Source organism: Micromonospora ferruginea, assembly GCF_013694245.2.
Lineage (GTDB): Bacteria > Actinomycetota > Actinomycetes > Mycobacteriales > Micromonosporaceae > Micromonospora > Micromonospora robiginosa.
Window position 1 is genome coordinate 120,001 of record NZ_CP059322.2, and the last position, 23,919, is coordinate 143,919.

Here is a 23,919-nt window from a genome sequence, read left to right on the forward strand (position 1 = left end):
GAAAAGTTGGGGGATGACCTGTGGTTAGGGGTGAAAGGCCAATCAAACTCCGTGATAGCTGGTTCTCCCCGAAATGCATTTAGGTGCAGCGTCGCGTGTTTCTTGCCGGAGGTAGAGCACTGGATGGTCTAGGGGGCCCACAAGCTTACCGAAATCAGCCAAACTCCGAATGCCGGTAAGTGAGAGCGCGGCAGTGAGACTGCGGGGGATAAGCTTCGTAGTCGAGAGGGAAACAGCCCAGATCACCAGCTAAGGCCCCTAAGCGTGTGCTAAGTGGAAAAGGATGTGGGGTCGCATAGACAACCAGGAGGTTGGCTTAGAAGCAGCCACCCTTTAAAGAGTGCGTAATAGCTCACTGGTCAAGTGGTTCCGCGCCGACAATGTAGCGGGGCTCAAGCACACCGCCGAAGCTGTGGCATTCACATTTTAACTTCGCCAGGTCTTGATATCTGGTGCAGGTGTGTGGATGGGTAGGGGAGCGTCGTGCCGGGGGTGAAGCGACGGGGTGACCTAGTTGTGGACACGGCACGAGTGAGAATGCAGGCATGAGTAGCGAAAGAAGGGTGAGAAACCCTTCCGCCGGATGACCAAGGGTTCCAGGGCCAGGCTAATCCGCCCTGGGTGAGTCGGGACCTAAGGCGAGGCCGAGAGGCGTAGTCGATGGACAACGGGTTGATATTCCCGTACCCGCGAAAGAGCGACCCTGACGAACCTCGTTGTGCTAACCACCCGAGCTGCCGGATACCTTCGGGTTGATGGTGGGGAGCGTGGGAACCTGGCGGGTAGTAGTCAAGCGATGGGGTGACGCAGGAAGGTAGCTGAGCCCGGCCGGTGGTTGTGCCGGGGTAAGCGTGTAGGCCGTGCCGTAGGCAAATCCGCGGTGCATGTAGGCTGAGACGTGATGCCGAGCCGATTCAGGTGAAGTCAGTGATCCTATGCTGCCGAGAAAAGCCTCTAGCGAGTTCTTAGCGGCCCGTACCCCAAACCGACACAGGTGGTCAGGTAGAGAATACCGAGGCGATCGGGCGAACTGTGGTTAAGGAACTCGGCAAATTGCCCCCGTAACTTAGGGAGAAGGGGGGCCGGAGACGTGAAGCCCCGCGCGGGTGGAGCGTTGTATGGCCGCAGAGAGCAGGGGGAAGCGACTGTTTACTAAAAACACAGGTCCATGCGAAGAAGTAATTCGATGTATATGGACTGACGCCTGCCCGGTGCTGGAACGTTAAGGGGACCTGTTAGCTCTTCGGGGCGAAGCGGAGAACTTAAGCGCCAGTAAACGGCGGTGGTAACTATAACCATCCTAAGGTAGCGAAATTCCTTGTCGGGTAAGTTCCGACCTGCACGAATGGCGTAACGACTTCCCCACTGTCTCAACCACAGGCCCGGCGAAATTGCATTACGAGTAAAGATGCTCGTTACGCGCGGCAGGACGGAAAGACCCCGGGACCTTTACTATAGCTTGACATTGGTATCTGAATTAGCTTGTGTAGGATAGGTGGGAGCCGGTGAAGTCCATACGCCAGTATGGGTGGAGGCAATCTTGAAATACCACTCTGGTTGATTTGGGTATCTAACTTCGGACCGTTATCCGGTTCAGGGACAGTGTCTGGTGGGTAGTTTAACTGGGGCGGTTGCCTCCTAAAGGGTAACGGAGGCGCCCAAAGGTTCCCTCAGCCTGGTTGGCAATCAGGTGTTGAGTGCAAGTGCACAAGGGAGCTTGACTGTGAGACTGACAGGTCGAGCAGGGACGAAAGTCGGGACTAGTGATCCGGCACTGGCATGTGGAAGCGGTGTCGCTCAACGGATAAAAGGTACCCCGGGGATAACAGGCTGATCTTCCCCAAGAGTCCATATCGACGGGATGGTTTGGCACCTCGATGTCGGCTCGTCGCATCCTGGGGCTGTAGCAGGTCCCAAGGGTTGGGCTGTTCGCCCATTAAAGCGGTACGCGAGCTGGGTTTAGAACGTCGTGAGACAGTTCGGTCCCTATCCGCCGTGCGCGTAGGATACTTGAGAAGGGCTGTCCCTAGTACGAGAGGACCGGGACGGACGAACCTCTGGTGTGCCAGTTGTCCCGCCAGGGGCACGGCTGGTTAGCTACGTTCGGAAGGGATAACCGCTGAAAGCATCTAAGCGGGAAGCTCGCTTCAAGATGAGGTATCCCACCCACATTGTGGGGTAAGGCCCCCAGCTAGACGACTGGGTTGATAGGCCGGAAATGTAAGCCCGGTAACGGGTTCAGTTGACCGGTACTAATAGGCCGAGGACTTGACTACCAAGCTGCTACGCGTCCACTGTGCAACTCAGAACAAACAAACAACCCGAGGGTTGGTTGACATGTTCATAGAGTTACGGCGGTCATGGCGGAGGGGAAACGCCCGGTAACATTCCGAACCCGGAAGCTAAGCCCTCCAGCGCCGATGGTACTGCACTCGGGAGGGTGTGGGAGAGTAGGACACCGCCGGACAATCTTTCAATGAGGGCCACCCCCGACGGGGTGGCCCTCATTGCGTTTCTCCCGTTTCCGGGAGAGCGGATCAGCGACGCTGGACGCCCTCACGGATCTGCCGGAACAGGGTCGCGGCGTCGCCCACCGGACGGCCCGGGAACATGCCCATCGCGACACTGCCGTGGTCGGCCCACCCGCAGACCGCGAAGTCGCCGCCGTCGCCGCTGGTTCGGCCGCACTTCATCACGCCGCCCAGCCGGCCGGCGTCGACCTCGCGCAGGCCGGCGACCTTGCCGGTCTCGTCGGCCATCAGGTCGAACAGCGTGTCCAGGTCGCGTTCCGGCTGCCAGAGCAGCGTGGTGCCGCCGAACAGCAGCACCGACCGCTTCGCGTCCGCCGGGTCGGTGTAGACCGTGCCGAAGCTGCGGTCCAGGTCGATGTCGGCGGCGAACCCGTCGCGCAGGTACTCGGCGGTGCTGCGGGCCCGGTCGCTGTCGTCGCGGGTGAGCCCGGCCACCCCGGTCGGCTGGGTGAGCTGCGTGTCCTTCTGCTGGAAGACCCGCCAGCCGGCGATGCCGAGCGCGCCGGCGCCGGCGAGACCGACCGCCAGGGCGGCGGCCAGCACGATCTTCCGGCGCCGCGAGACGGGCCGCCGTTCGGGCTCCAGCGCGGGATCGCGGCGGCTCAGTCTGATCGGCTCGTCGGTCAACTCGACCGGACCGTGACCCCCGTCGACCGGACGCTCGAAGAGATGCGCGTCGGACATGTCCGCCACCGTACGCGAATCACCGGTGGCGCACGTCGGGTCCCCGAAAGCGCTCCGTAGACTTTCCCAGGTGACCGAGAGACTGGATGCCCGCCGCCCCGACGCCCCGACCCTTGCCGGCCAGTACCAGCCCGGCGAGGTAGAGCAGCGACGGTACGAGCAGTGGGTAGCCGGCGGGCACTTCCGGGCGTCGGCCGACAGCGACAAGCCGCCCTTCACCATCGTCATCCCGCCGCCGAACGTCACCGGGTCGCTGCACATGGGCCACGCGTTCGAGCACACGCTGATGGACGCGCTCATCCGGCGCAAGAAGATGCAGGGCTTCGAGGCCCTGTGGCTGCCGGGCATGGACCACGCCGGCATCGCCACCCAGAACCTGGTCGAGCGGCAGCTCGCCGGCGAGGGGCTGTCCCGCCACGACCTGGGGCGGGAGAAGTTCGTCGAGCGGGTGTGGCAGTGGAAGGCCGAGTCCGGCGGCGCGATCCTCGGCCAGATGCGCCGGCTCGGCGACGCCGTCGACTGGGACCGCGAGCGCTTCACCATGGACGCGGGCCTGTCCCGGGCCGTGCAGACCATGTTCAAGAAGCTCTTCGACGACGGCCTGATCTACCGGGCCAACCGGATCATCAACTGGTGCCCGCGCTGTCTCACCGCGCTCTCCGACATCGAGGTCGAGCACACCGACGACGAGGGTGAGCTGATCTCGATCCGCTACGGCGACGAGGTCGTGGTGGCCACCACCCGGGCCGAGACCATGCTCGGCGACACCGCGGTCGCGGTGCACCCGGACGACGAGCGCTACCGGCACCTCATCGGCACCGAGGTGGCACTGCCGCTCACCGACCGGCGGATCCCGATCGTCGCCGACGAGCACGTCGACCCGAGCTTCGGCACCGGCATGGTCAAGGTCACCCCGGCGCACGACCCGAACGACTTCGAGATCGGGCAGCGGCACGACCTGCCGTCACTGACGATCATGGACGAGCGCGGCGTGATCACCGCGCCCGGGCCGTTCCAGGGCCTGGACCGGTACGAGGCCCGCCCGGCCATCGTGGCGGCGCTGCGCGAGCAGGGTCGCATCGTCGCCGAGAAGCGGCCCTACCTGCACGCGGTCGGGCACTGCTCGCGGTGCAAGACGACGGTCGAGCCGCGGCTGTCGTTGCAGTGGTTCGTCAACACCGGTCCGCTGGCCAAGGCGGCCGGTGACGCGGTGCGTGACGGCCGGGTGACGATCGAGCCGGCCGAGCTGGCCAAGCGCTACTTCGCCTGGGTCGACAACATGCACGACTGGTGCATCTCCCGCCAGCTCTGGTGGGGTCACCGCATCCCGGTCTGGTACGGCCCGGCCGGCGAGATCGTCTGCGTCGGCCCGGACGAGGCGCCGCCGGCCGGCGAGGGCTGGCGGCAGGACGAGGACGTGCTGGACACCTGGTTCTCCAGCGGTCTCTGGCCGTTCTCCACCCTCGGCTGGCCGGAGCAGACCCCGGACCTGGCGAAGTTCTATCCGACCAGCGTGCTGGTCACCGGCTACGACATCCTGTTCTTCTGGGTCGCCCGGATGATGATGTTCGGCCTGTACGCGATGGACGGCGTCCAGCCGTTCGACGTGGTGGCGCTGCACGGCATGGTGCGCGACGAGCACGGCAAGAAGATGTCGAAGTCGTTCGGCAACGTGGTGGACCCGCTGGACTGGATCGACCGGTTCGGCGCCGACGCCACCCGGTTCACGCTGGCCCGCGGCGCCAACCCCGGCCAGGACGTGCCGGTCAGCGAGGAGTGGTGCCAGGGCTCCCGCAACTTCTGCAACAAGCTGTGGAACGCCACCCGGTTCGCGCTGCTCAACGGCGCGCACACGGACGGTCCGCTGCCGGACGCCGGCGGCCTGTCGACCGTCGACAGGTGGATCCTGTCCCGGCTGGCGCACGTCACCGCCGAGGTGGACGAGCAGTTCGAGGCGTACGAGTTCGCCAAGGTGTGCGACCTGCTCTACCACTTCGCCTGGGACGATGTCTGCGACTGGTACGTGGAGCTGAGCAAGCCGGTGCTCGCCGAGGGCGGGCCGGCGGCCGACGCCACCCGGCGGGTGCTGGGACACGTGCTGGACCAGCTCCTGCGGCTGCTGCACCCGGTGATCCCGTTCGTGACCGACGAGCTGTGGGCCGCGCTGAGCGGCGGCGAGACGGTGCTGACGGCGGCCTGGCCGGTCGCCGACCGTACCGGAGTCGACGACGCCGCGGAGGGCGAGGTCGGCACGTTGCAGCGGGTGGTGACCGAGGTCCGGCGGTTCCGTTCGGACCAGGGCCTGCGGCCGACCCAGCGGGTCGCCGCCCGGCTCGACGGCCTGGCCGGCGCCGGCATCGCCGCGCACGAGCCGCTGGTCCGCTCGCTGGCCCGGCTCGACGCCCCCGGCGACGACTTCCAGGCCGGCGCCACGCTGGCCATGCCCGGGGCGGTCAGCGTCGCGCTGGACACCCGCGGCACGATCGACGTGGCGGCCGAGCGGGCCCGGCTCACCAAGGACCGGGCGGCAGCCGAGAAGGAGGTCACCCAGGCGCGGGCGAAGCTGGACAATCCGGCGTTCGTCGGCAAGGCGCCCGAGCCGGTGGTGGCGAAGATCCGGGAGCGGCTGGCGGTGGCCGAGGCGGATCTGGTCCGGATCGACGCCGCCCTGGAGGCGCTGCCCTCATGAGTGACCGCACCGATCCGGCGTTCGCCGAGGTGGAGGCCGCGCTCAACGCGCGCGGCTTCACCCGGATCCGCTTCGAGCTGGAGAAGATCGAGAGCCTGCTCGACCTGCTCGGCAGCCCGCAGCGGGCCTACCCGTCGATCCACCTGACCGGCACCAACGGCAAGACCTCGACGGCCCGGATGATCGACTCGCTGCTGCGGGCGTTCGGGCTGCACACCGGCCGCTACACCAGCCCGCATCTGGAGACCGTCCGGGAGCGGATCAGCCTGGACGGCGAACCGGTGAGCGAGGAGCGGTTCGTGGCCACGTACCGCGAGATCGCGCCGCTGGCCGAGCTGGTCGACCAGCGGTCGGCCGAGCCGTTGACCTACTTCGACCTGACCACGGCGCTGGCGTTCGCCACGTTCGCCGACGCCCCGGTCGACGTGGCGGTGGTGGAGGTCGGCCTGGGTGGCGCGGAGGACGCCACGAACGTGATCCAGGCCGGCGTCGCGGTGATCACCCCGATCGGGCTGGACCACACCGAGTGGCTCGGCGACACCATCGAGGACATCGCGCTGCACAAGGCGGGCATCATCCACCCCGGCGCCACCGTGATCGCGGCGGCGCAGGAGGAGGACGCGGCCCGGCCCATCCTGGAACGCTGCGCCGAGGTCAACGCCACCGTCGCCCGCGAGGGCGCCGAGTTCGGGGTGATGCGCCGGGCGGTCGCCGTCGGCGGCCAGGTGCTCACCATCCAGGGCCTGGGCGGGGTGTACGAGGAGATCTTCATCCCGCTGCACGGCGCGCACCAGGCGCAGAACGCGGCCGTGGCGCTGGCCGCGGTGGAGGCGTTCCTCGGCGCGGGCGCGCGGCGGCAGCTCGACATCGAGGCGGTCCGGGAGGGCTTCGCCGCGACCAGCTCGCCGGGCCGGCTGGAGCGGGTGCGCACCGCACCGACGGTGCTGCTCGACGGGGCGCACAACCCGCACGGGATGGCCGCCACGGTGACCGCGCTTCAGGAGGAGTTCGCGTTCAGCAAGCTCGTCGGCGTGCTGGCCGTGCTTGGCGACAAGGATGCGGCCGGCCTGCTCGACCTGCTCGAACCGGTGCTCGACACGATCGTGGTCGCGGAGAACAGCTCGCCCCGGGCGATGCCCGTCGACGAGCTGGCCGAGCTGGCCCGGGAGGTCTTCGGGGCGGAGCGGGTGCAGGTGGCCCGGGAGATGCCGGACGCCATCGAGGCGGCGGTCGCCGAGGCCGAGTCCGACGTGCCGGGCGAGTTGGCCGGTGTGGGCGTGCTGATCACCGGTTCGGTGGTGACCGTGGCCGACGCCCGCCGGCTGCTCAAGCGATGACCGGGCCGGAGCGGCGTCCGGACGCGGAGCCGGGGCCGGGCGGCGAGGCTGATCCGGGCGCGGAGCAGCCTGGTGGGGCGGGCCCGGGCGGCGTCCGCCGGTCCGGGCTGCGCAACCCCGACAAGGCGGTACGCGGCCTGGGCGCCGGCACGCTCTCACTGGAGGCGCTGGTGCTGCTGCTGGCCATCCAGCCGATCCGGGTGGTCGGCGGCGACCTGAGCGGCGTCGCGATCGGCGCGATCGTCGCGCTGGCGGTGGCCTGCGTGGTGCTGGCCGGCATGATGCGCCGAAGCTGGGCCTGGCACGCCGGCACGGTGGTGCAGGGCCTGCTGCTGCTCTCCGGGCTGCTGCACTGGTCGCTGTTCGTGCTCGGCGTGATCTTCGCGCTGGTGTGGGCGTACGCGTGGCACGTGCGGCGGGTCATCCTCGGCTGAGCGCCGTTTCCTGTTAGGCGGGGCCCCTTCCTATACCGCAGGCGTTAAGAAGGGCCCCCGCCTTGCACCTCAGGCGTCGGCGAGCGACCGCCACTGGGTCAGCGCCACGCCGTGACCGTCGGGGTCGCGGAAGGCGGCGGCCCACACCTCCAGCTTGGTGCCCCGGTTGACCACCCGGGGGGCGTACGTGAACCGGACGCCGGACTCGCGCAGCCGCTCGTACGCCGCCTGGATGTCGTCCACCTCCAGGTTGACGTGCACCAGCCGGCGGCTGATCGGCGCGGCGCCGGTCACCCGACGCAGCACCAGCCGGGTCGGCCCGGAGCCGAGCACCGCGTTGCCCTCGCCCCGGTCCAGCTCGTCGAAGCCCAGCTCCCGGTAGAAGGCGAGGGACCGGTCCAGGTCGGTGACGAGCAGCGTGATCCCGACGCCGCTGATCGGGCTGGCCAGCTCGTCCGGCTCGGTCGCGCCGGTCGGACCGAAGATGGCCTCGTCCAGCTCCTCCGGGGTGGGCGGGGCATCGCGCTCCGGGGCGTCCAGCGGGACGTCGATCGACTCCACCGCCACCGTCGTGTCGTCGGCCCGTTCCTCGGCCGGGGGGCGGGGCGCCGGCGCGCGCCGGGGAGCGGGCCCGCCGACGACGGCTCGACCAGTTGCCCCTCCAGCACGACCGGGCCGCCGGGCCGCTGGCGCATCACCACCGGCTCGCGGTCCTCCGGCCGGGGCGAGAGGTCGTCCAGCAGCGGATCCGGCGCGGGCGGGTAGTCGTCGCGGAGGAAGTCGTCCTCCGGGGCGCGGCCGGCCCACGGCGGGGCCTCCTGCGCGATGAGGGTCTCGTCGAACGGGTCGGCGTCGGCGTACTCCGGCGGCAGGTGGGCGACCGGGGCGGAGTTCTCGGCGTGGGTGGGCACCTCGTCCCAGAGCACCCGGACGTGGCGCTGGTCGTCCAGGGCCACCCGGACCGGCAGCGCCTGGCCCAACGAGGGCCACTTGGCGACCGGCACCCGGGGCTCGATGATCTTCTTGGAGCGGGGCGGCAGCCCCGGCGCGTCGATCACCAGTTGCAGCTCGCAGCGCCCGAAAGCGTACTGGGTGGGCGGTTCGGAGGCGCTGTGCACGTGGCCCAGGCCGACCACCCAGGTGCGGCCGCCGCCCCGGACCGTGGCCAGGGCGATCGCCAGCACCAGCAGCGCGACGCCGAGCGCCACGATCGCCCAACTGGTCATCCCGAGGCCGAACAGGGTCACGAACGCGGCCACGGTGCCCAGCACCGCGCCGATCAGCTTGCGCACCGGCGCGATGGTGCGGTTCCCGCCATTCGCCACAGTGGACCTCCCAGGGGTTCCATGGTCAGGCTAGGCCGCCGCGGCGGGCCAGGGAAGACGCAGCCGCCGCGCCGGCGCCGGGACCGGGTCGCTACGCTGACCGTACCCAGCCGACCCGGTTTGAGTGCACAGGAGGAAGCCAGCGTGTCCAGCAGCAGCCCGGACGAGCGGTCGCTCGTACTGATCAAGCCCGACGCGGTGCGCCGTGGTCTGGTGGGCGAGATCCTGTCCCGTTTCGAGCGCAAGGGCCTGCGGATCGACGCGCTGGTGAGCCGCACCATGGACGGCGACTTCGCCGACCAGCACTACGCCGAGCACGTCGACAAGCCGTTCTACCCGCCGCTGAAGACGTTCATGACCGGCGGTCCGCTGGTGGCGCTGGTGCTCTCCGGCGACCAGGTGATCGAGGTGGTCCGGGGCATGATCGGCAGCACCGACGGCCGCAAGGCCGCCGCCGGCACCATCCGCGGCGACCTGTCCCTGTCGAACCGGGAGAACCTGGTGCACGCCTCCGACTCGACCGACAGCGCCAAGCGCGAGATCGCCCTCTGGTTCCCCGAGCTGGGCTGACCGTTCTCCCGCCGGCCCCGGTTCCTCGCGCGGGACCGGGGCCGCCGCGTGCTCAGCGGCCGACCCAGGTCAGCTTGTCCGGGTTGCCGACCAGGTAGACGTTGGTGATCCGGCCGCCGGCGGCGGCGACGCCGAGGGTGTACCGGACCCCGGACGGCCAGGTCAGCAGCAACGCGGGCGCGCCGTTGAGTTCCACCGGGGCGGCCCGCACGCCGGGGCGGCGACGGCCGTACACACCGGCGAAGAAGCGGGCGATCCGGTCCGCGCCGTACACCGGTCTGCGTGCCGCGCGGATCCGTCCACCGCCGTCGGACCACGCGGTGGCGTCGGTCGCGACCAGGTCGGTCAGCCGGACCAGGTCGCCGTCGCGGGCGGCGGCGAGGAAGGCGTCGAGCAGCCGTCGCTGCTCGGCCGGGCCGGCGGTGAAGCGCCGCCGTTCCTCGGCGAGCCGGGCCGCCGCGCGGTGGTGCAGTTGGCGGCAGTCCGCCGCCGACCGGTCCAGGATGTCGCCGATCTCCGCGTACGGCATCGCGAACGCGGTGTGCAGCACGTAGACCGCCCGCTCCGGCGGGGTGAGCCGCTCCAGCAGGTGCAGCAGGGCGGTGGAGATCGTCTCCCGCAGCTCGGCGGTCTCCAGCGGGCCGAACGGCGACTCTTCGGTGGGCACCGGCTCGGGCAGCCACGGCCCGACGTACGTCTCCCGGCTGGCCCGCCGGGCCCGCAGCCGGTCCAGCGCCAGCCGGGTCACCACCCGGGACAGGTAGCGGCGCGGTTCGGCCACCGCCCGCCGGTCGACGTCGAGCCAGCGCAGGTACGCCTCCTGGAGCACGTCCTCGGCGTCGTGCAGGCTGCCCAGCAGCCGGTACGCCAGGCCGAGCAGCATCGGCCGGTGCGCGGTGAGCGCACCGGCCGCCTCCGCCGCGCGGGGGGAGGTCACACCTCGTGCGGTGGCTGGGTCCGGCTGCTGATCACGATCCGGTTCCACACGTTGATTGTCGCGATCGCGACGACGAGGTCGGCCAGCTCCTTCTCCGACCAGACCTTGGCGGCGGCGTCCCACACGTCGTCGGGCACGCCGTGCTCGCCGAGCCGGGTGACCGCGTCGGTCAACGCCAGCGCGGCCCGCTCCCGCTCGTCGAAGAAGGACGGGGCCTCCCGCCAGGCCGCCAGGACGAAGAGCCGCCGGCTGTCCTCCCCGGCCGCCAGCGCCTCCCGGGTGTGCATGTCCACGCAGAACGCGCAGCCGTTGATCATCGACGCCCGGGTCTTCACCAGCTCCAACACGGTGTGGTCCAGGTTGCCCCGGATGTACTTCTCCAGCCCGAGCACCGCCGCGTACGCCTCCGGCGCCACCGTCGCCATGTCGATCCGGCTCATTGTTGCCTCCCTCGTGTCGTCCGTCCGCCCACACGACGGATGCGACCCGGTCCGGCGTGACGGCCCACCGGTGTGACGCCGGTCATGCGAGGTGTTAAGAGGGGGCCCCGCCTCATCCGTATGCGTTAAGAAGGGGCCCCTCCTTACTCGGAGGCGGAGGGGTGGGGGCGTCGAGTAAAGTGGGCACGGTAAGGCGACGACCCGGCCATCACCGGCGAGCCTCCGGAAGAACAGCCGGGCAACCGGCCCAGTAGAACCGGACGGGACGGCCCGTCACAGCCGACCAACGAGCGGGCGGTCGATCCTGACCGTCAAGCGGGGTGGTACCGCGGACCATCCGGGAGCGCCGTCAGGCACGCCCGGCCGGTTCGTCCTCGCAGACCCACCGACGAGTGAGCTGCGCGAGGAGAGCGACCCCCGATGGCCTATCCGTTGCACGACCCGACCGGTGCCGGCGTCCCGGCGAGCCCGGACCTGCCCGCGGTCGAGCGCGGGGTGCTGGAGCACTGGACCGCCGACAAGACCTTCGAGGCCTCGATCGAGGCCCGCCCGGCCGGCGTGGACGGCAAGAACGAGTACGTCTTCTACGACGGCCCGCCGTTCGCCAACGGCCTGCCGCACTACGGCCACCTCTTCACCGGCTACGTCAAGGACGTGGTGCCGCGCTACCAGACCATGCGCGGGCGGCACGTCGAGCGGCGCTTCGGCTGGGACTGCCACGGGCTGCCGGCCGAGGTGGTGGCCGAGAAGCAGCTCGGCATCACCACCAAGGCGGAGATCCTCGACCTCGGCGTGGCCCGGTTCAACGACGCCTGCCGCGCCAGCGTGCTGGAGTTCACCCAGGACTGGGAGCGCTACGTCACCCGGCAGGCCCGCTGGGTCGACTTCGCCAACGACTACAAGACGCTCGACCTGGACTACATGGAAAGCGTCATGTGGGCCTTCAAGACCCTGCACGACAAGGGCCTGGTCTACGAGGGTTTCCGGGTGCTGGCGTACTGCTGGCGGTGCGAGACCCCGCTGTCCAACACCGAGACCCGGATGGACGACGTCTACCGGGACCGGCACGACCCGACGCTGACCGTGTGGTTCGAGCTGACCGCCGACGAGAGCGCGCCGGAGCCGCTGCGCGGGCCGGTCAAGCTGGGCGTCTGGACCACCACGCCGTGGACCCTGCCGTCGAACCTGGCGCTCGCCGTCGGCCCGGACATCGAGTACGCGGTGCTGGACCGCGACGGCGAGCGGTACGTGGTCGGCGCCGCGCGCCTCGGCGCGTACGCCAAGGAGCTGGAGGGGTACCAGCAGGTCGGCACCGTGCACGGCCGGGACCTGGTCGGGCGCCGCTACACGCCGCTCTACGACTTCCTGGTCGAGCCGGCCGGGCCGAACGCCTACCAGGTGCTCGGCGCGGAGTTCGTCACCACCGAGGACGGCACCGGGATCGTCCACCTGGCCCCGGCGTTCGGCGAGGACGACCAGAACACCTGCAACGCGGCCGGCATCCCGACCGTGGTCACCGTGGACGACCACACCCGGTTCACCGCGCTGGTCCCGCCCTATCAGGGCGAGCAGGTCTTCGACGTGAACAAGCCGGTGATCCGGGAGCTGAAGGAGCGGGGGGTGGTGCTGCGGCAGGACGTCTACACGCACTCGTACCCGCACTGCTGGCGCTGCGACACCCCGCTGGTCTACAAGGCGGTGTCGTCGTGGTTCGTCGCGGTGACCTCGTTCAAGGACCGGATGGTCGAGCTGAACCAGGAGATCAACTGGACGCCGGGGCACATCAAGGACGGCTCGTTCGGCAAGTGGCTGGCCAACGCCCGGGACTGGTCGATCAGCCGGAACCGGTTCTGGGGCTCGCCGATCCCGGTGTGGCGCTCGGACGACCCGAACCATCCGCGGATCGACGTGTACGGGTCGCTGGACGAGATCGAGCGGGACTTCGGCGTACGCCTGACCGACCTGCACCGGCCGGCGGTGGACGACCTGGTCCGGCCCAACCCGGACGACCCGACGGGCAAGGCGATGATGCGCCGGGTGCCGGAGGTGCTGGACTGCTGGTTCGAGTCCGGTTCGATGCCGTTCGCCCAGGTGCACTACCCGTTCGAGAACCGCGACTGGTTCGAGCACCACTACCCGGGCGACTTCATCGTCGAGTACATCGGGCAGACCCGCGGCTGGTTCTACACCATGCACGTGCTGGCCACCGCGCTGTTCGACCGGCCGGCGTTCCGCAACTGCCTGAGCCACGGCATCCTGCTCGGCTCGGACGGGCGCAAGATGTCCAAGAGCCTGCGCAACTACCCGGACGTCTACCACGTGTTCGACTCGTACGGGTCGGACGCGATGCGGTGGATGCTGATGTCCTCGCCGGTGCTGCGCGGCGGGGACATGGCGGTCACCGAGACGCTGATCCGGGACGCGGTGCGCCAGGTGCTGCTGCCGCTCTGGAACGTCTGGTACTTCTTCACGCTCTACGCCAACGCGGACGGCTACACCGCGCGCCGTCGTACCGACTCGACGAACGTGCTCGACCGGTACGTGCTGGCGAAGACGAACGAGCTGGTGGCGACCGTCGGCGCGCAGATGGACGCGTACGACATCTCCGGCGCCTGCGCGACCGTCCGGTCCTACCTGGACGCGCTGACCAACTGGTACGTGCGCCGCTCGCGGGACCGGTTCTGGGCCGGCGACGCGGACGCGTTCGACACGCTCTCGACCGTGCTGGAGACGCTCTGCCGGGTGGTGGCGCCGCTGGCGCCGCTGACCGCCGAGGAGATCTGGCGCGGGCTGACCGGCGAGCGGTCGGTGCACCTGACCGACTGGCCGTCCGCCGAGGAGTTCCCGGCCGACCACGAGCTGGTCTCCGCGATGGACAACGTCCGGGCGGTCGCCTCGGCCGCGCTGTCGCTGCGCAAGGCGAAGGGCCTGCGGGTCCGGCTGCCGCTGGCGAAGCTGACCGTGGCGTCGCCGGTGGCCGACCAGCTCCGGCCGTTCGTCGACCTGGTCGCCGACGAGGTCAACGTGAAGGAGGTCGTGCTCGCCGGCGATGTGGAGGCCTACTGCCAGCAGGTGCTGACCGTGGTGCCGCGGGCGCTCGGCCCGCGCGTCGGCAAGGCGGTCCAGCAGGTGATCAAGGCGGTCAAGGCGGGGGAGTGGGAGCTTCACGACGGCGCCCCGGTCGCCGCCGGGGTCACCCTGGCCGAGGGCGAGTACGAGCTGCGCCTGGTCGCCGCCGACGCCGAGCACTCCGCGCCGCTGCCCGGCGGTGAGGGCGTGGTCGTGCTGGACACCGAGGTCACCCCGGAACTGGCCGCCGAGGGGCTGGCCCGGGACGTGGTCCGGGTGGTGCAGCAGGCCCGGCGGGACGCCGACCTGGACGTCTCGGACCGGATCGCGGTGGCGGTCTCGGCCTCCGAGGAGGTGCGCGCGGCGGTCGCCGCGTACACCGACTTCGTGGCCCGGGAGGTGCTGGCGGACAGCGTCGACTTCGTCGACGGGCTCGACGGCTTCGCCGGCGAGGTCGGCGACGGCGAGCGCGTGGTGGTGGGCGTCCGCCGCGTGTAAGGCGGGGGACCTTCTTAACGCATTCGGTAGAGGAGGGGCCCCCGCCTAACCGGGCGTACCGAGCGGGTGGACTGCGGGCCACCCGCTCGGCCTCCGGTGGCGGCGTCGGCTACCGTGACAGCGCCTGTTTCGCGTACGAACGCCGGAGGACCCGTGCCCCTGCTCTACACCATCGGCAAGCTCACCGTGGCGCCCGCGCTCCGGTTGGCCTTCCGGCCGCACGCGGAGGGGTTGGAGCACATCCCGGCGACCGGCGGCGCGATCTTCGCGGGTAATCACCTCTCCGTCGCCGACGAGTTGTTGCTCGGCACCGTGGTCCCGCGGCACCTGGCGTTCTGGGCCAAGTCGGAATACTTCAACGGCACCGGGGTCAAGGGCGGTTTCTCCAAGTTCGTGCTCACCGGGCTGGGCGCCATCCCGGTCGAGCGGGGCGGCGGGCGGGCGGCGCTCTCCGCGTTCGACGCCGCGATCCCGGTGCTCAAGGCCGGCGACCTGGTCGCCGTCTACCCGGAGGGCACGCGCTCCCCGGACGGGCGGCTCTACCGCGGTCGTACCGGCGCGACCCGGCTGGCGGTCGCCGCCGGGGTGCCGATCATCCCGGTCGGCGTGACCGGCACCGACAAGGCCCAGCCGATCGGGACCCGGGTGCCCCGGCCCGGCCGCGCCAAGATCACCATCAAGTTCGGCAAGCCGCTGGACTTCACCGGCCGGCCCGACGACCGGTCGTCGCTGCGGGTCATGACCGACGAGCTGATGGCCGAGATCCAGAAGCTCACCGGTCAGGAGTACGTGCCCCGCTACGCCCCGAAGCGCAGCGAGGAGCCCCCGGCCTGACCGGCCCGCTCAGGACTGCTTCGGAACCACCACCTGCTGGCGCAGGTCGTTCAGCAGCCGGCCGCTGTCGTCCACCGACAGCCGGGTGAACACGCCCGTGGCGAGGCTGCCGTGGTCCACCGAGGTGCACACCACCACCGTGTCGCCGTCCGCGCGGCCCACCGCGCAGCGCTCGTACCGGCCGCGTACGCCGGTGTCCACGGTCACCGAGGGCTGCAGCGCGTAGTCGTCGGTGAGCCGCTTCAACTCGGCCTCGGCGTCGGACTCCGGCGTGAACCGGAAGCCGGTGCTGCCGAAGAGCGTCACCCGCTTGCCATCGTTCGTGGTGTAGATGCCGGCGAACGTGTCCTCGGCGAGCCAGTCCGCCTGGCGTACCCGGCTCTTCAGGTCCTCGGCCGTCGACTGGCTGTCCCGGTCCTGGCGCAGCCGCATCGAGTCGAGCTGGTCCGGGAGGGTGGCGCTGGCCGGGTACTGGCTGGAGAGCGGCTGGATCCACCAGAGCGGGACGCCGCAGCAGCACGCCACGCTGAGCAGCAGCACCCAGGGCCAGCGGCGGCGCCGGCGGACCGGCACCGGCACGTACCCCTTGGTGGCCTGCCATCCCGGCGGCGGCGCGGGTCGGCCCCGGCGCTGCTTGGGCGGCCGGGCCTGCTTCGGCGGCGGTGCGGACACCGGGCGGCCGGCCGGCGGACCGGGGTACGGCGGCTGGGCCGGCGGTGACACCGGGCGGGCGGCCGGCGGGCCCGGGTACGCCGGAGCCTGCGCGGGTGGCGACACCGGGCGGGCGGCCGGCGGGCCCGGGTACGGCGGAGTCTGCGCGGGTGGTGACACCGGCCGGGCGGCCGGCGGTGCGGTCGGCCAGGGGGCGGTGTAGGTCATCGTCGGCGGCAGCGCCGGCAGCTCGACCGAGTGCAGGTCCCAGCCGGTGGTGTCGACGCCCGCCCACGGGTCGACCGGGGTGGCGTGCTCGGGCGAGCCGACCGGCGGCACCGGCGTGGGCTCGGCCGACTCGCCCCAGGAACGCCGGCGTGACGGCGGCGGCGGGACCGCCGCGGATCCGCTCCAGCGCGGCGAGTTGTCGACCCGGGTGGGGTGCGGCGGGTTCGGCCCGCGCTCGACAGCCGTCCGGTTCGGCTCGCTCTCGACGGTCGTCCGGTCCGGTCCGTGCTCGACCTTCGTCCGGTTCGACGCGTCCTCGACCCGGGTGGGGTCCGGTGTGCGCTCGATCCGGGTCGGTGTCGGTGTCGTGCGGCCGGGCACGGAGGCGGAGCCCCGGGCACGACCGGCGGGCACGGGCGGGGTGTCGTCGGGATCGGCCCCGGCACGCCCCGGGGTCGGGGTCGGATCGAGGCCGGTCCGGGCGGCGGTCTCGGCCGGCGGGGTCGAACTGTCGGCGTCCGCCGCCGGCCGACCAGCGGCGGACGGCCCGTCGGTGGCCTCCGGGACATGCGTCCCGGCCCGCGTCCCGGCCTGGTCCGGTGGCGGTGTCCCGGTCTCGTCCGGGCTGGACGTCGTGGTCTGCGGCTGCGCATCCGGCGCGGCGGGCGTCTCGGGAACGGCGTCGTCGTCCGCTCTAGGCCGCGCGGCGCCGACGACGTCCGTCTCCGGCGGTGCGGTGGCCGCGTGGTCCGTCTCCGCCAGCGGGGTGGGAACGGCGTCCGTCTCCGGCGGTGCGGTGGCGGCGTCCGTCCCGGGCGCGGCGGTGGCGGCATCGTCGGGCGTGCCCGGCGCTGTGGTGGCGGCGCTGGGCGTACCCGGCGGTGTGGTGGCGGCGGTCGGGGCGTCGTCGACCTGCGCCGACCCCTCCGGGGCGGTCTCGGCCGACCGGCCGGAGCCCTCGGCGTCGACAGTCTTCGGCGCGGGCGACGGCGGCTCGGCGACGGCCCGCTCCTCGGCACCCTCGGCCGGCCGGCCCGCCCCCGGCTGCGGCTGCGACATCGCAGAATCTCCTCTCGCGCCCGTTGCGAGGTTAGTACCGCCCCGCCACCCCCGCCGAATCCCCGCCCGCCCCACCCCGGTCGGTGATCAAGGAGTTCGCGTCGGCGGGGAGCGTGGACCGGCGCGTCAACTCCTTGATCATCGGGGAGGTGGCGCGGGAAAGGTGCCGGTGGGGAGGGAGGGCCGGGGCACCGCGTACCCTTGGGCATCATGAGTGCGCCGTCCACCACCCCACGTCCTCCTGCCGCCAATTCGGTGTGGCCCCGGCTGGAGCCGTTGCTGCCCCAGGTGACCAAGCCCATCCAGTACGTGGGTGGCGAGCTGGGCGCGGTGGTCAAGGACTGGGACGCGGCGACCGTCCGGTGGGCGCTGATGTATCCGGACGCGTACGAGGTGGGCCTGCCCAACCAGGGCGTGCAGATCCTCTACGAGGTGCTCAACGAGCTGCCCGACGTGCTCGCCGAGCGCACGTACGCGGTCTGGCCGGACCTGGAGCGCCTGATGCGCGAGCACCGGGTGCCGCAGTTCACCGTCGACGCGCACCGCCCGGTGCGCGACTTCGACGTGTTCGGCGTCTCGTTCTCCACCGAGTTGGGCTACACCAACCTGCTCACCGCGATCGACCTGGCCGGCATCCCGCTGCTCGCCGCCGACCGCACCGACGCCGACCCGGTGATCGTGGCCGGCGGGCACGCCGCGTTCAACCCGGAGCCGATCGCCGACTTCGTCGACGCCGCGGTGCTCGGCGATGGCGAGGAGGCGGTGCTGGAGATCACCGCCATCGTCCGGGAGTGGAAGGCCGAGGGCGCGCCGGGCGGCCGGGACGAGCTGCTGCTGCGGCTCGCCCGCACCGAGAGCGTCTACGTGCCGCGCTTCTACGACGTCGACTACCTGCCCGACGGCCGGATCCAGCGGGTCGTGCCCAACCGCCCCGACGTGCCGTTCCGGGTGCACAAGCGCACGACCATGGACCTGGACGCCTGGCCGTACCCGAAGAAGCCGCTGGTCCCGCTCGCCGAGACGGTCCACGAGCGGTACGCGGTGGAGATCTTCCGGGGCTGCACCCGGGGTTGCCGGTTCTGCCAGGCCGGCATGATCACCCGTCCGGTGCGGGAGCGTTCGATCACCACGGTCGGGCAGATGGTGCAGCAGGGTCTGGAGTTCTCCGGTTTCCACGAGGTGGGCCTGCTGTCGCTGTCGTCGGCCGACCACTCCGAGATCGGTGACATGTGCTCCGGCCTGGCCGAGCAGTACGCCGGCACCAACGTGTCGCTGTCGCTGCCGTCGACCCGGGTGGACGCGTTCAACATCGACCTCGCCCAGGAGTTGTCCCGCAACGGGCGGCGGACCGGTCTGACGTTCGCCCCGGAGGGCGGCTCGGAGCGGATCCGCAAGGTGATCAACAAGATGGTGTCGAAGGAAGACCTCATCCGCACCGTGGTCACCGCCTACTCCAACGGCTGGCGGCAGGTGAAGCTCTACTTCATGTGCGGCCTGCCCACCGAGACCGACGACGACGTCCTCGAGATCGCCGACATGGCGCACGAGGTGATCCGGGCCGGCCGGGCGGCCACCGGGTCCAAGGACATCCGCTGCACGGTCTCCATCGGCGGGTTCGTGCCGAAGCCGCACACCCCGTTCCAGTGGGCCTCGATGGCCACCCCCGAGGTCATCGACAACCGGCTCAAGCTGCTCAAGCAGGCGATCAACAGCGACCGGTCGCTGGGCCGGGCGATCGGTTTCCGCTACCACGACGGCGAGCCGTCGCTGATCGAGGGCCTGCTGTCCCGGGGCGACCGCCGGGTCGGCGCGGTGATCCGCCGGGTCTGGGAGAACGGCGGCCGGTTCGACGGCTGGAGCGAGCACTTCTCCTACCGACGCTGGGTGGACGCCGCCGCCGAGACGCTGCCGGCGTTCGGGGTGGACCTCGACTGGTACACCACCCGTGAGCGCGAGGAGCTGGAGGTCCTGCCCTGGGACCACCTCGACTCCGGCCTGGACAAGGACTGGCTCTGGCAGGACTGGCAGGACTCGATGTCGGAGTACGAGCAGGACGACTGCCGCTGGACGCCCTGCTTCGACTGCGGCGTCTGCCCGTCCATGGACACCGAGATCCAGATCGGCCCCACCGGCCGCAAGCTGCTGCCGCTGACGCCGGTCGGCGGGTTGCGGCAGCCGGCCGCCGCCCAGGGCTGAGCGGCACGCCTGTCGACGGGGCGCGGGAACCGAGGGTTCCCGCGCCCCGTTCCGTTCTCCGGTGACCGCCCGGCCGCCCGGGGCGGGGGTGCCCCGACTGGTGCTTCCTCGATACGCTGCGTCCGTATTGGACCGGCCCCGGGGCCGGCAGCGGGGAGGACAGCATGGGCATCAAGCCGCCGGACACCGGCGATCTGCACGTCAGCGTCGAGGACCTGGACGCCGCCGCGGAATACGTCGAGCGCCTCAAGCAGTACGTCGACGACACCATCGGCTACGAGATGGAACGCATCAAGGAGCGGATGAAGGGCGACAGCGCAAACGCGCAGGCGGTGCCGAACGGCACCCCGTTCGGCGCGTACGAGGACGCCCGGATGCAGTGGGCGGCGTTGACCACGTCCACGGCCAACATGGAGGCCCACCTGAAGGACATCTCCAGGAAGCTGGCCGGCCTCAAGCAGGGCACCGAGGACATCGCGAAGGCGTTCCGCGACGCGGAGGCCCGCAACGCCGCCAACGGCAAGCAGATCGAGCGGCTGCTGGAGTCCGCGGCGCCGCCGCCGGAGGCCGGGCAGCAGCCCACCTACCCGTACACGGCCTGAGGGGGAGACGGTCATGGCTGGAGGCACCTGGGAGCGCGCCGTGCGCGAGGTGACGCTGTCGGCGGACCCGGAGACCGTGGGGTCGGTGGGCTCGGGTTGGAGCAACCTCTCCACCGCGCTGGGCTACCTGCGCGACTCGCTGGTCGGGCGCTCGTTCGTCGGCCCGATCGCGCCCGGCCAGGAGCGCCCGCACAGCGGCGGCCTGCCCGGCCTGCTGGCCGGGTGGAAGGGCAGCGGCGGGGACGCCTACCGCGAGCACCTGGGCGGCATCGGCAAGGACATCGAGGAGCTGATCACGCACGCCAGCGGGGTCAGCGGGGCGCTGTCGCGGATCGAGGGTGACATCCGCACCGCGGTCGCCAGCATCCCGATCCCGCTGATGGACGACTTCGGCTGGAACGAGTGGAGCCTGCCCGGCGGCACCGAGCTGGACGACGCCCGCGACGGGGAGAGCCAGTCCGGCTTCCTCGCCTCCCTGCGCAGCGACTACGGGCAGCACCCGGAGCTGTACGCCGACGGCGCGTTCCGCGACAAGGCCGACGACCTCGAGGCGACCATGAAGGTCGACGGCAACGCCAGCGACCAGAAGCGTGGCGGCTGGTGGGACACCAAGTCGCATCTGGACAACTGGTACCGGGACAACCAGGTGGCCGCCAACAAGGCGATGTCGCCGCTGCCCACGGCGGTGGAGACCGAGCGCCCCAAGCTGGCCGTGCCCCAGCCGGCCAGCAGCATCGACGACGGCTACCGCCCGGACACCCGTACCCCGCCGTCGGGCCTGCCGGACACCGGCCTGCCGGGCGGCGGTGGTGGCGGCGGCGGTGGCGCCGGCAAGATGCCCTCGCTCGGCAGCACCGGGATCGGCGGTGGCGCCGGTGGCGGTGGTGGCGGCTCGTTCACGCCCCCGCCGACCCTCGACGGCGGCGACTTCGGCGGTGGCGGCTCCGGCGGTCCCGGCTCGCACGTGCCGCCGGTCACCGGCGGTGTCCCCGGCTCCGGCAGCGGCTACCCGGGCTCCGGCGGCCACGACTACGGCACCGGCCTGGCCGGCGCCGGCGGGCCGGGCACGATCACGGCCGGCGGCCCGGGCAGCGGCTTCGGCGGCGGTGGCGGCGGGCTGGGCACGGCCGGCCCGGGTGGCGGCTTCGGCGGCGGTGGGGCCGGTCTCGGCTCCGCCGGCGGCATCGGTGGCGGCGGTCTCGGCGCGGCCGGCGGGATGGGCGTGGGCGCGCTGCCCGGCATGGTGGGTGGCGGCAACGGCAAGGTTCCGCCGCTGACCAGCGCGGCCAACGCGGTGCGCGGCGCCACCGGCGCGGGCGCCGGCGGTGCCCGCGGCGGGATGGCCGGCGCCGGGATGATGGGCGGCGGCGGCATGATGGGCGGTCGCGGCGGCGCCGGGCACGGCGGGGGCGGTGGCGAGCACTCGTCGTGGTTGACTGAGGACGACGATCCGTGGGGTTCCGGTGACGCTGGGTCTCCGGGCATCCTGCGATGAGGACGGACGGATGAGGGTGTACGTCGGCGCGCTCCGGCCGGTGGCGGCCGGGTTGCTGGCCGGCCTGATGGTGCTGGGGGCCGCCCAGCCGGCGGGCGCCGCGCCGCGCCGGGCCGAGCAGTGGTACCTGGACGAGCTGCGGATCGACCGGGCGCACCAGATCTCCACCGGTCGGGGTGTCGTGGTCGGGCTGGTGGACACCGGCGTCGACGCCGGCCACCCGGACCTGCGCGGCCGGGTGCTCCGCGGGGCCAGCACCCGCGACTCCGGCGACGGCCGGCGCGACCCGGAAGGCCACGGCACCCACATGGCCGGGATCATCGCGGCCAACGGCGCCGGAGTGGACGGCATCGCGCCGGACGCCCGGATCCTGCCCATCCGGAAGCCGCCCGGCACGTCGTTCACCGTGGAGGACTCCGCGACCGGCATCCGGATGGCGGTCGACGGCGGCGCGAAGGTGATCAACCTGTCCTACGGCAGCACGGGCGCCGTCGACGAGGGCGAGGTGGCCGCGGTCCGGTACGCGCTGGAGCGCGACGTGGTCGTGGTGGCCGGCGCCGGCAACGTCCGGCAGCTCGGTCCGGACATCGCCGCCCCCGCCAAGTTCCCCGGGGTGATCGCGGTGACCGGCACCAGCCGGGGCGGCGGCTTCTGGAGCGGCTCGGCGCAGGGGCCGGAGGCGGTGATCGCCGCGCCGGGGGACGAGGTCTACAACATCGGCCGGGACCGGGGCTACGGCTGGGGCGACGGCACCTCCGACTCCAGTGCCATCGTGTCCGGCGTCGCGGCGCTGATCCGGTCGAAGTACCCGAAGCTCTCCGCGCCCGACGTGATCAACCGGATCATCCGCACCGCCCGGGACGCCGGGCCGCCCGGCCGCGATCCGCGTTACGGCTTCGGCCGGATCGACCCGGTGGCGGCGCTCACCGCCGACGTCCCGTCGGTGTCGGCGAACCCGCTGCTGGGTGGCGCCACCGCCGCGCCGGGCGCGTCCTCGCCCGCGGCGGCCGGCGAGGACGACAACTTCGACGTGACCGAGTACGGCGACCGGGGCGGCCCGACCGACCAGCAGGTGATGGTGGTCGGTATCGGGATCGCGGTGGCGCTGGTGGTGCTGCTGGCGTTGGTGGGGTTCCTGATCTGGAACCGGCGCCGGCACCGCCGCGAGCTGGCCCGGGCGGGTGACGTCCCGGACGAGGTGCTCGACCGGATGGACGCCGGCGCCCACGGTCCGCCGGTCCGGACCGGCCCGAGCCCCTACGCGCCACCCCCCGGACCCCGGAACCCGCCGGGCCGGGACCGCCCCTGACGACCGACTGCCGATCGCGAGGCCGGCGGGCGGCTCGGAGATCGACTCCGCCGCCGACCTCGTGGTCACCGGCGTGTGCCGGCCGGTCCGGCCGGCCCCCGGTCGCGGGCCGCGGCCGTGGCTGCGCCAGGATGGGGCGGACACGCAGGCACATCCGAGGAGCTCACGATCGCCAGAAAGCCTCAACCCGAGGGCGGCCAGGCGCCCGTCGTCCAGCGGGTCCGCATCCGGTACGCCAAGCGTGGGCCGCTGCGGTTCACCTCGCACCGGGACTTCGCCCGGGCCTTCGAGCGCGCGCTGCGTCGGGCCGGCGTGCCGATCGCCTTCTCCCAGGGTTTCACCCCGCACCCCAAGATCTCGTACGCCTCGGCGGCGCCGACCGGCGTGGCCAGCGAGGCGGAGTACCTGGAGATCGGCCTGCGTGAGCCGGTCGACCCGGAGCAGCTCCGGGCGGCCCTGGACGCCGCGCTCTCACCCGGGCTCGACGTGCTCGACGCGGTCGAGGCCACCGGCGGCAGCCTGGCCGACCGGATCGAGGCGTCGCGCTGGCGCATCGAGCTGCCGGAGGTCGACCCGGACGTGCTGCGGGCGGCCGTGGCGTCCTTCACGGCCGCCGAGGAGATCCAGGTCGAGCGGATGACCAAGCAGGGCCGGCGCACGTTCGACACCCGGAGCGCCGTGATCGCCATCGATGCGGCGGTGCCGGCTGAGACGCCTTCCCGAGCGGCGGCCGTACCGTGTGCGATACTCGAACTGGTCGTGCGGCAGGTCACCCCGTCCGTGCGACCCGATGACGTCCTTTCCGGCCTCCGCGTGGTGGCCGACCTGGTGCCGCCGGTCACTCCGAAGGTGATCCGGCTGGCGCAGGGCACGCTGACCGCGCAGGGCGAGATCGTCGATCCGTTGGACGCGGATCGCGACGGGGCAGCCATCGGAGGGCACTGACCGGACGGTCAGCGCTCTGGCAGGCAGACTTCGGCGGTCGCGCTCCCGCGCGCCCGGCGGAAACACCTTTGCGGCAACCCTGCGTG

The 23,919-nt window shown here is 71.6% G+C and carries 15 protein-coding genes, 2 rRNA genes and 1 pseudogene (1 of these 18 only partly in view); 13 read left to right on the forward strand and 5 right to left on the reverse strand.

The genetic code is table 11. From position 1 onward, the window contains the following. Together H1D33_RS00630 and rrf are read left to right on the forward strand one after the other, a co-directional pair. Positions 1–2,276 (forward strand): 23S ribosomal RNA (locus H1D33_RS00630); it begins 834 nt to the left of the window's first position. Positions 2,277–2,350: 74 nt separating this feature from the next. Further along, positions 2,351–2,467 (forward strand): 5S ribosomal RNA (rrf, locus tag H1D33_RS00635). Positions 2,468–2,537: 70 nt separating this feature from the next. Here the strand turns inward: rrf and H1D33_RS00640 are convergent. Then, positions 2,538–3,215 (reverse strand): hypothetical protein, encoded by a 678-nt coding sequence (locus H1D33_RS00640; protein ID WP_181569872.1) that lies wholly within the window; start codon positions 3,213–3,215, stop codon positions 2,538–2,540. Positions 3,216–3,285: 70 nt separating this feature from the next. Here H1D33_RS00640 and H1D33_RS00645 point away from each other — a divergent pair, with 70 nt between their 5' ends. From H1D33_RS00645 to H1D33_RS00655, 3 genes are read left to right on the forward strand one after another with little or no spacing between them, the layout of a single operon-like run. Continuing rightward, positions 3,286–5,904 carry a valine--tRNA ligase gene (locus tag H1D33_RS00645; RefSeq protein WP_181569871.1) on the forward strand — a complete coding sequence of 873 codons (2,619 nt, stop codon included), beginning with the start codon at positions 3,286–3,288 and terminating at the stop codon, positions 5,902–5,904. Then, the gene (locus tag H1D33_RS00650; protein ID WP_181569870.1) at positions 5,901–7,241 is read left to right on the forward strand and encodes a bifunctional folylpolyglutamate synthase/dihydrofolate synthase; all 1,341 of its coding nucleotides are present in this window, start codon (positions 5,901–5,903) and stop codon (positions 7,239–7,241) included. Before H1D33_RS00645 ends, H1D33_RS00650 begins: the two co-directional genes overlap by 4 nt. Beyond that, complete coding sequence (locus H1D33_RS00655; protein ID WP_181569869.1) at positions 7,238–7,675, forward strand: DUF4233 domain-containing protein; 438 nt, start codon at positions 7,238–7,240, stop codon at positions 7,673–7,675. The genes H1D33_RS00650 and H1D33_RS00655 overlap by 4 nt, the downstream gene beginning before the upstream one ends. A 69-nt stretch (positions 7,676–7,744) precedes the next feature. Here H1D33_RS00655 and H1D33_RS00660 read toward each other — a convergent pair. Further along, positions 7,745–9,000, reverse strand: a pseudogene (locus tag H1D33_RS00660) (VOC family protein). 144 nt (positions 9,001–9,144) lie between these two features. Here H1D33_RS00660 and ndk point away from each other — a divergent pair. Beyond that, entirely contained in the window at positions 9,145–9,570 is a 426-nt protein-coding gene (ndk, locus tag H1D33_RS00665) for a nucleoside-diphosphate kinase (RefSeq protein ID WP_181569867.1), read from the forward strand. Between the two features lie 52 nt (positions 9,571–9,622). Here the strand turns inward: ndk and H1D33_RS00670 are convergent, their stop codons facing one another. Beyond that, positions 9,623–10,507, reverse strand: a complete 885-nt coding sequence (locus H1D33_RS00670) for an RNA polymerase sigma-70 factor (protein WP_246411767.1) — start codon at positions 10,505–10,507, stop codon at positions 9,623–9,625. Then, on the reverse strand, positions 10,504–10,947 hold the full coding sequence (locus tag H1D33_RS00675; protein WP_181569866.1) for a carboxymuconolactone decarboxylase family protein: 444 nt from the start codon (positions 10,945–10,947) through the stop codon (positions 10,504–10,506). Before H1D33_RS00675 ends, H1D33_RS00670 begins: the two co-directional genes overlap by 4 nt. 420 nt (positions 10,948–11,367) lie before the next feature. Here H1D33_RS00675 and ileS point away from each other — a divergent pair, with 420 nt between their 5' ends. Together ileS and H1D33_RS00685 are read left to right on the forward strand one after the other, a co-directional pair. Continuing rightward, complete coding sequence (gene ileS / locus H1D33_RS00680) at positions 11,368–14,514, forward strand: isoleucine--tRNA ligase (RefSeq protein ID WP_181569865.1); 3,147 nt, start codon at positions 11,368–11,370, stop codon at positions 14,512–14,514. A gap of 153 nt (positions 14,515–14,667) precedes the next feature. Next, positions 14,668–15,348, forward strand: coding sequence for a lysophospholipid acyltransferase family protein (locus H1D33_RS00685; RefSeq protein ID WP_181569864.1), 681 nt, complete (start codon positions 14,668–14,670; stop codon positions 15,346–15,348). Between the two features lie 9 nt (positions 15,349–15,357). Here the strand turns inward: H1D33_RS00685 and H1D33_RS00690 are convergent, their stop codons facing one another. Beyond that, positions 15,358–17,286 (reverse strand): hypothetical protein, encoded by a 1,929-nt coding sequence (locus H1D33_RS00690; protein WP_246411765.1) that lies wholly within the window; start codon positions 17,284–17,286, stop codon positions 15,358–15,360. A 210-nt stretch (positions 17,287–17,496) separates the two neighbouring features. On the opposite strand from H1D33_RS00690, the gene H1D33_RS00695 reads away from it, so the two are divergent. From H1D33_RS00695 to H1D33_RS00715, 5 genes are all read left to right on the forward strand, one after another. Beyond that, complete coding sequence (locus H1D33_RS00695; protein ID WP_181569863.1) at positions 17,497–19,482, forward strand: TIGR03960 family B12-binding radical SAM protein; 1,986 nt, start codon at positions 17,497–17,499, stop codon at positions 19,480–19,482. Positions 19,483–19,646: 164 nt separating this feature from the next. Next, a complete protein-coding gene (locus H1D33_RS00700; RefSeq protein WP_181569862.1) occupies positions 19,647–20,084 on the forward strand; it encodes a hypothetical protein in 438 nt (145 codons plus the stop codon). A 13-nt stretch (positions 20,085–20,097) separates the two neighbouring features. Continuing rightward, positions 20,098–21,579: a hypothetical protein gene (locus H1D33_RS00705; RefSeq protein ID WP_181569861.1), complete on the forward strand. Its 1,482-nt coding sequence runs from the start codon at positions 20,098–20,100 to the stop codon at positions 21,577–21,579. Between the two features lie 10 nt (positions 21,580–21,589). Beyond that, positions 21,590–22,888, forward strand: a complete 1,299-nt coding sequence (mycP, locus tag H1D33_RS00710) for a type VII secretion-associated serine protease mycosin (RefSeq protein ID WP_246411763.1) — start codon at positions 21,590–21,592, stop codon at positions 22,886–22,888. A gap of 225 nt (positions 22,889–23,113) precedes the next feature. Next, entirely contained in the window at positions 23,114–23,833 is a 720-nt protein-coding gene (locus H1D33_RS00715; RefSeq protein ID WP_181572515.1) for a TIGR03936 family radical SAM-associated protein, read from the forward strand. The last annotated feature ends 86 nt before the right edge of the window (positions 23,834–23,919 follow it).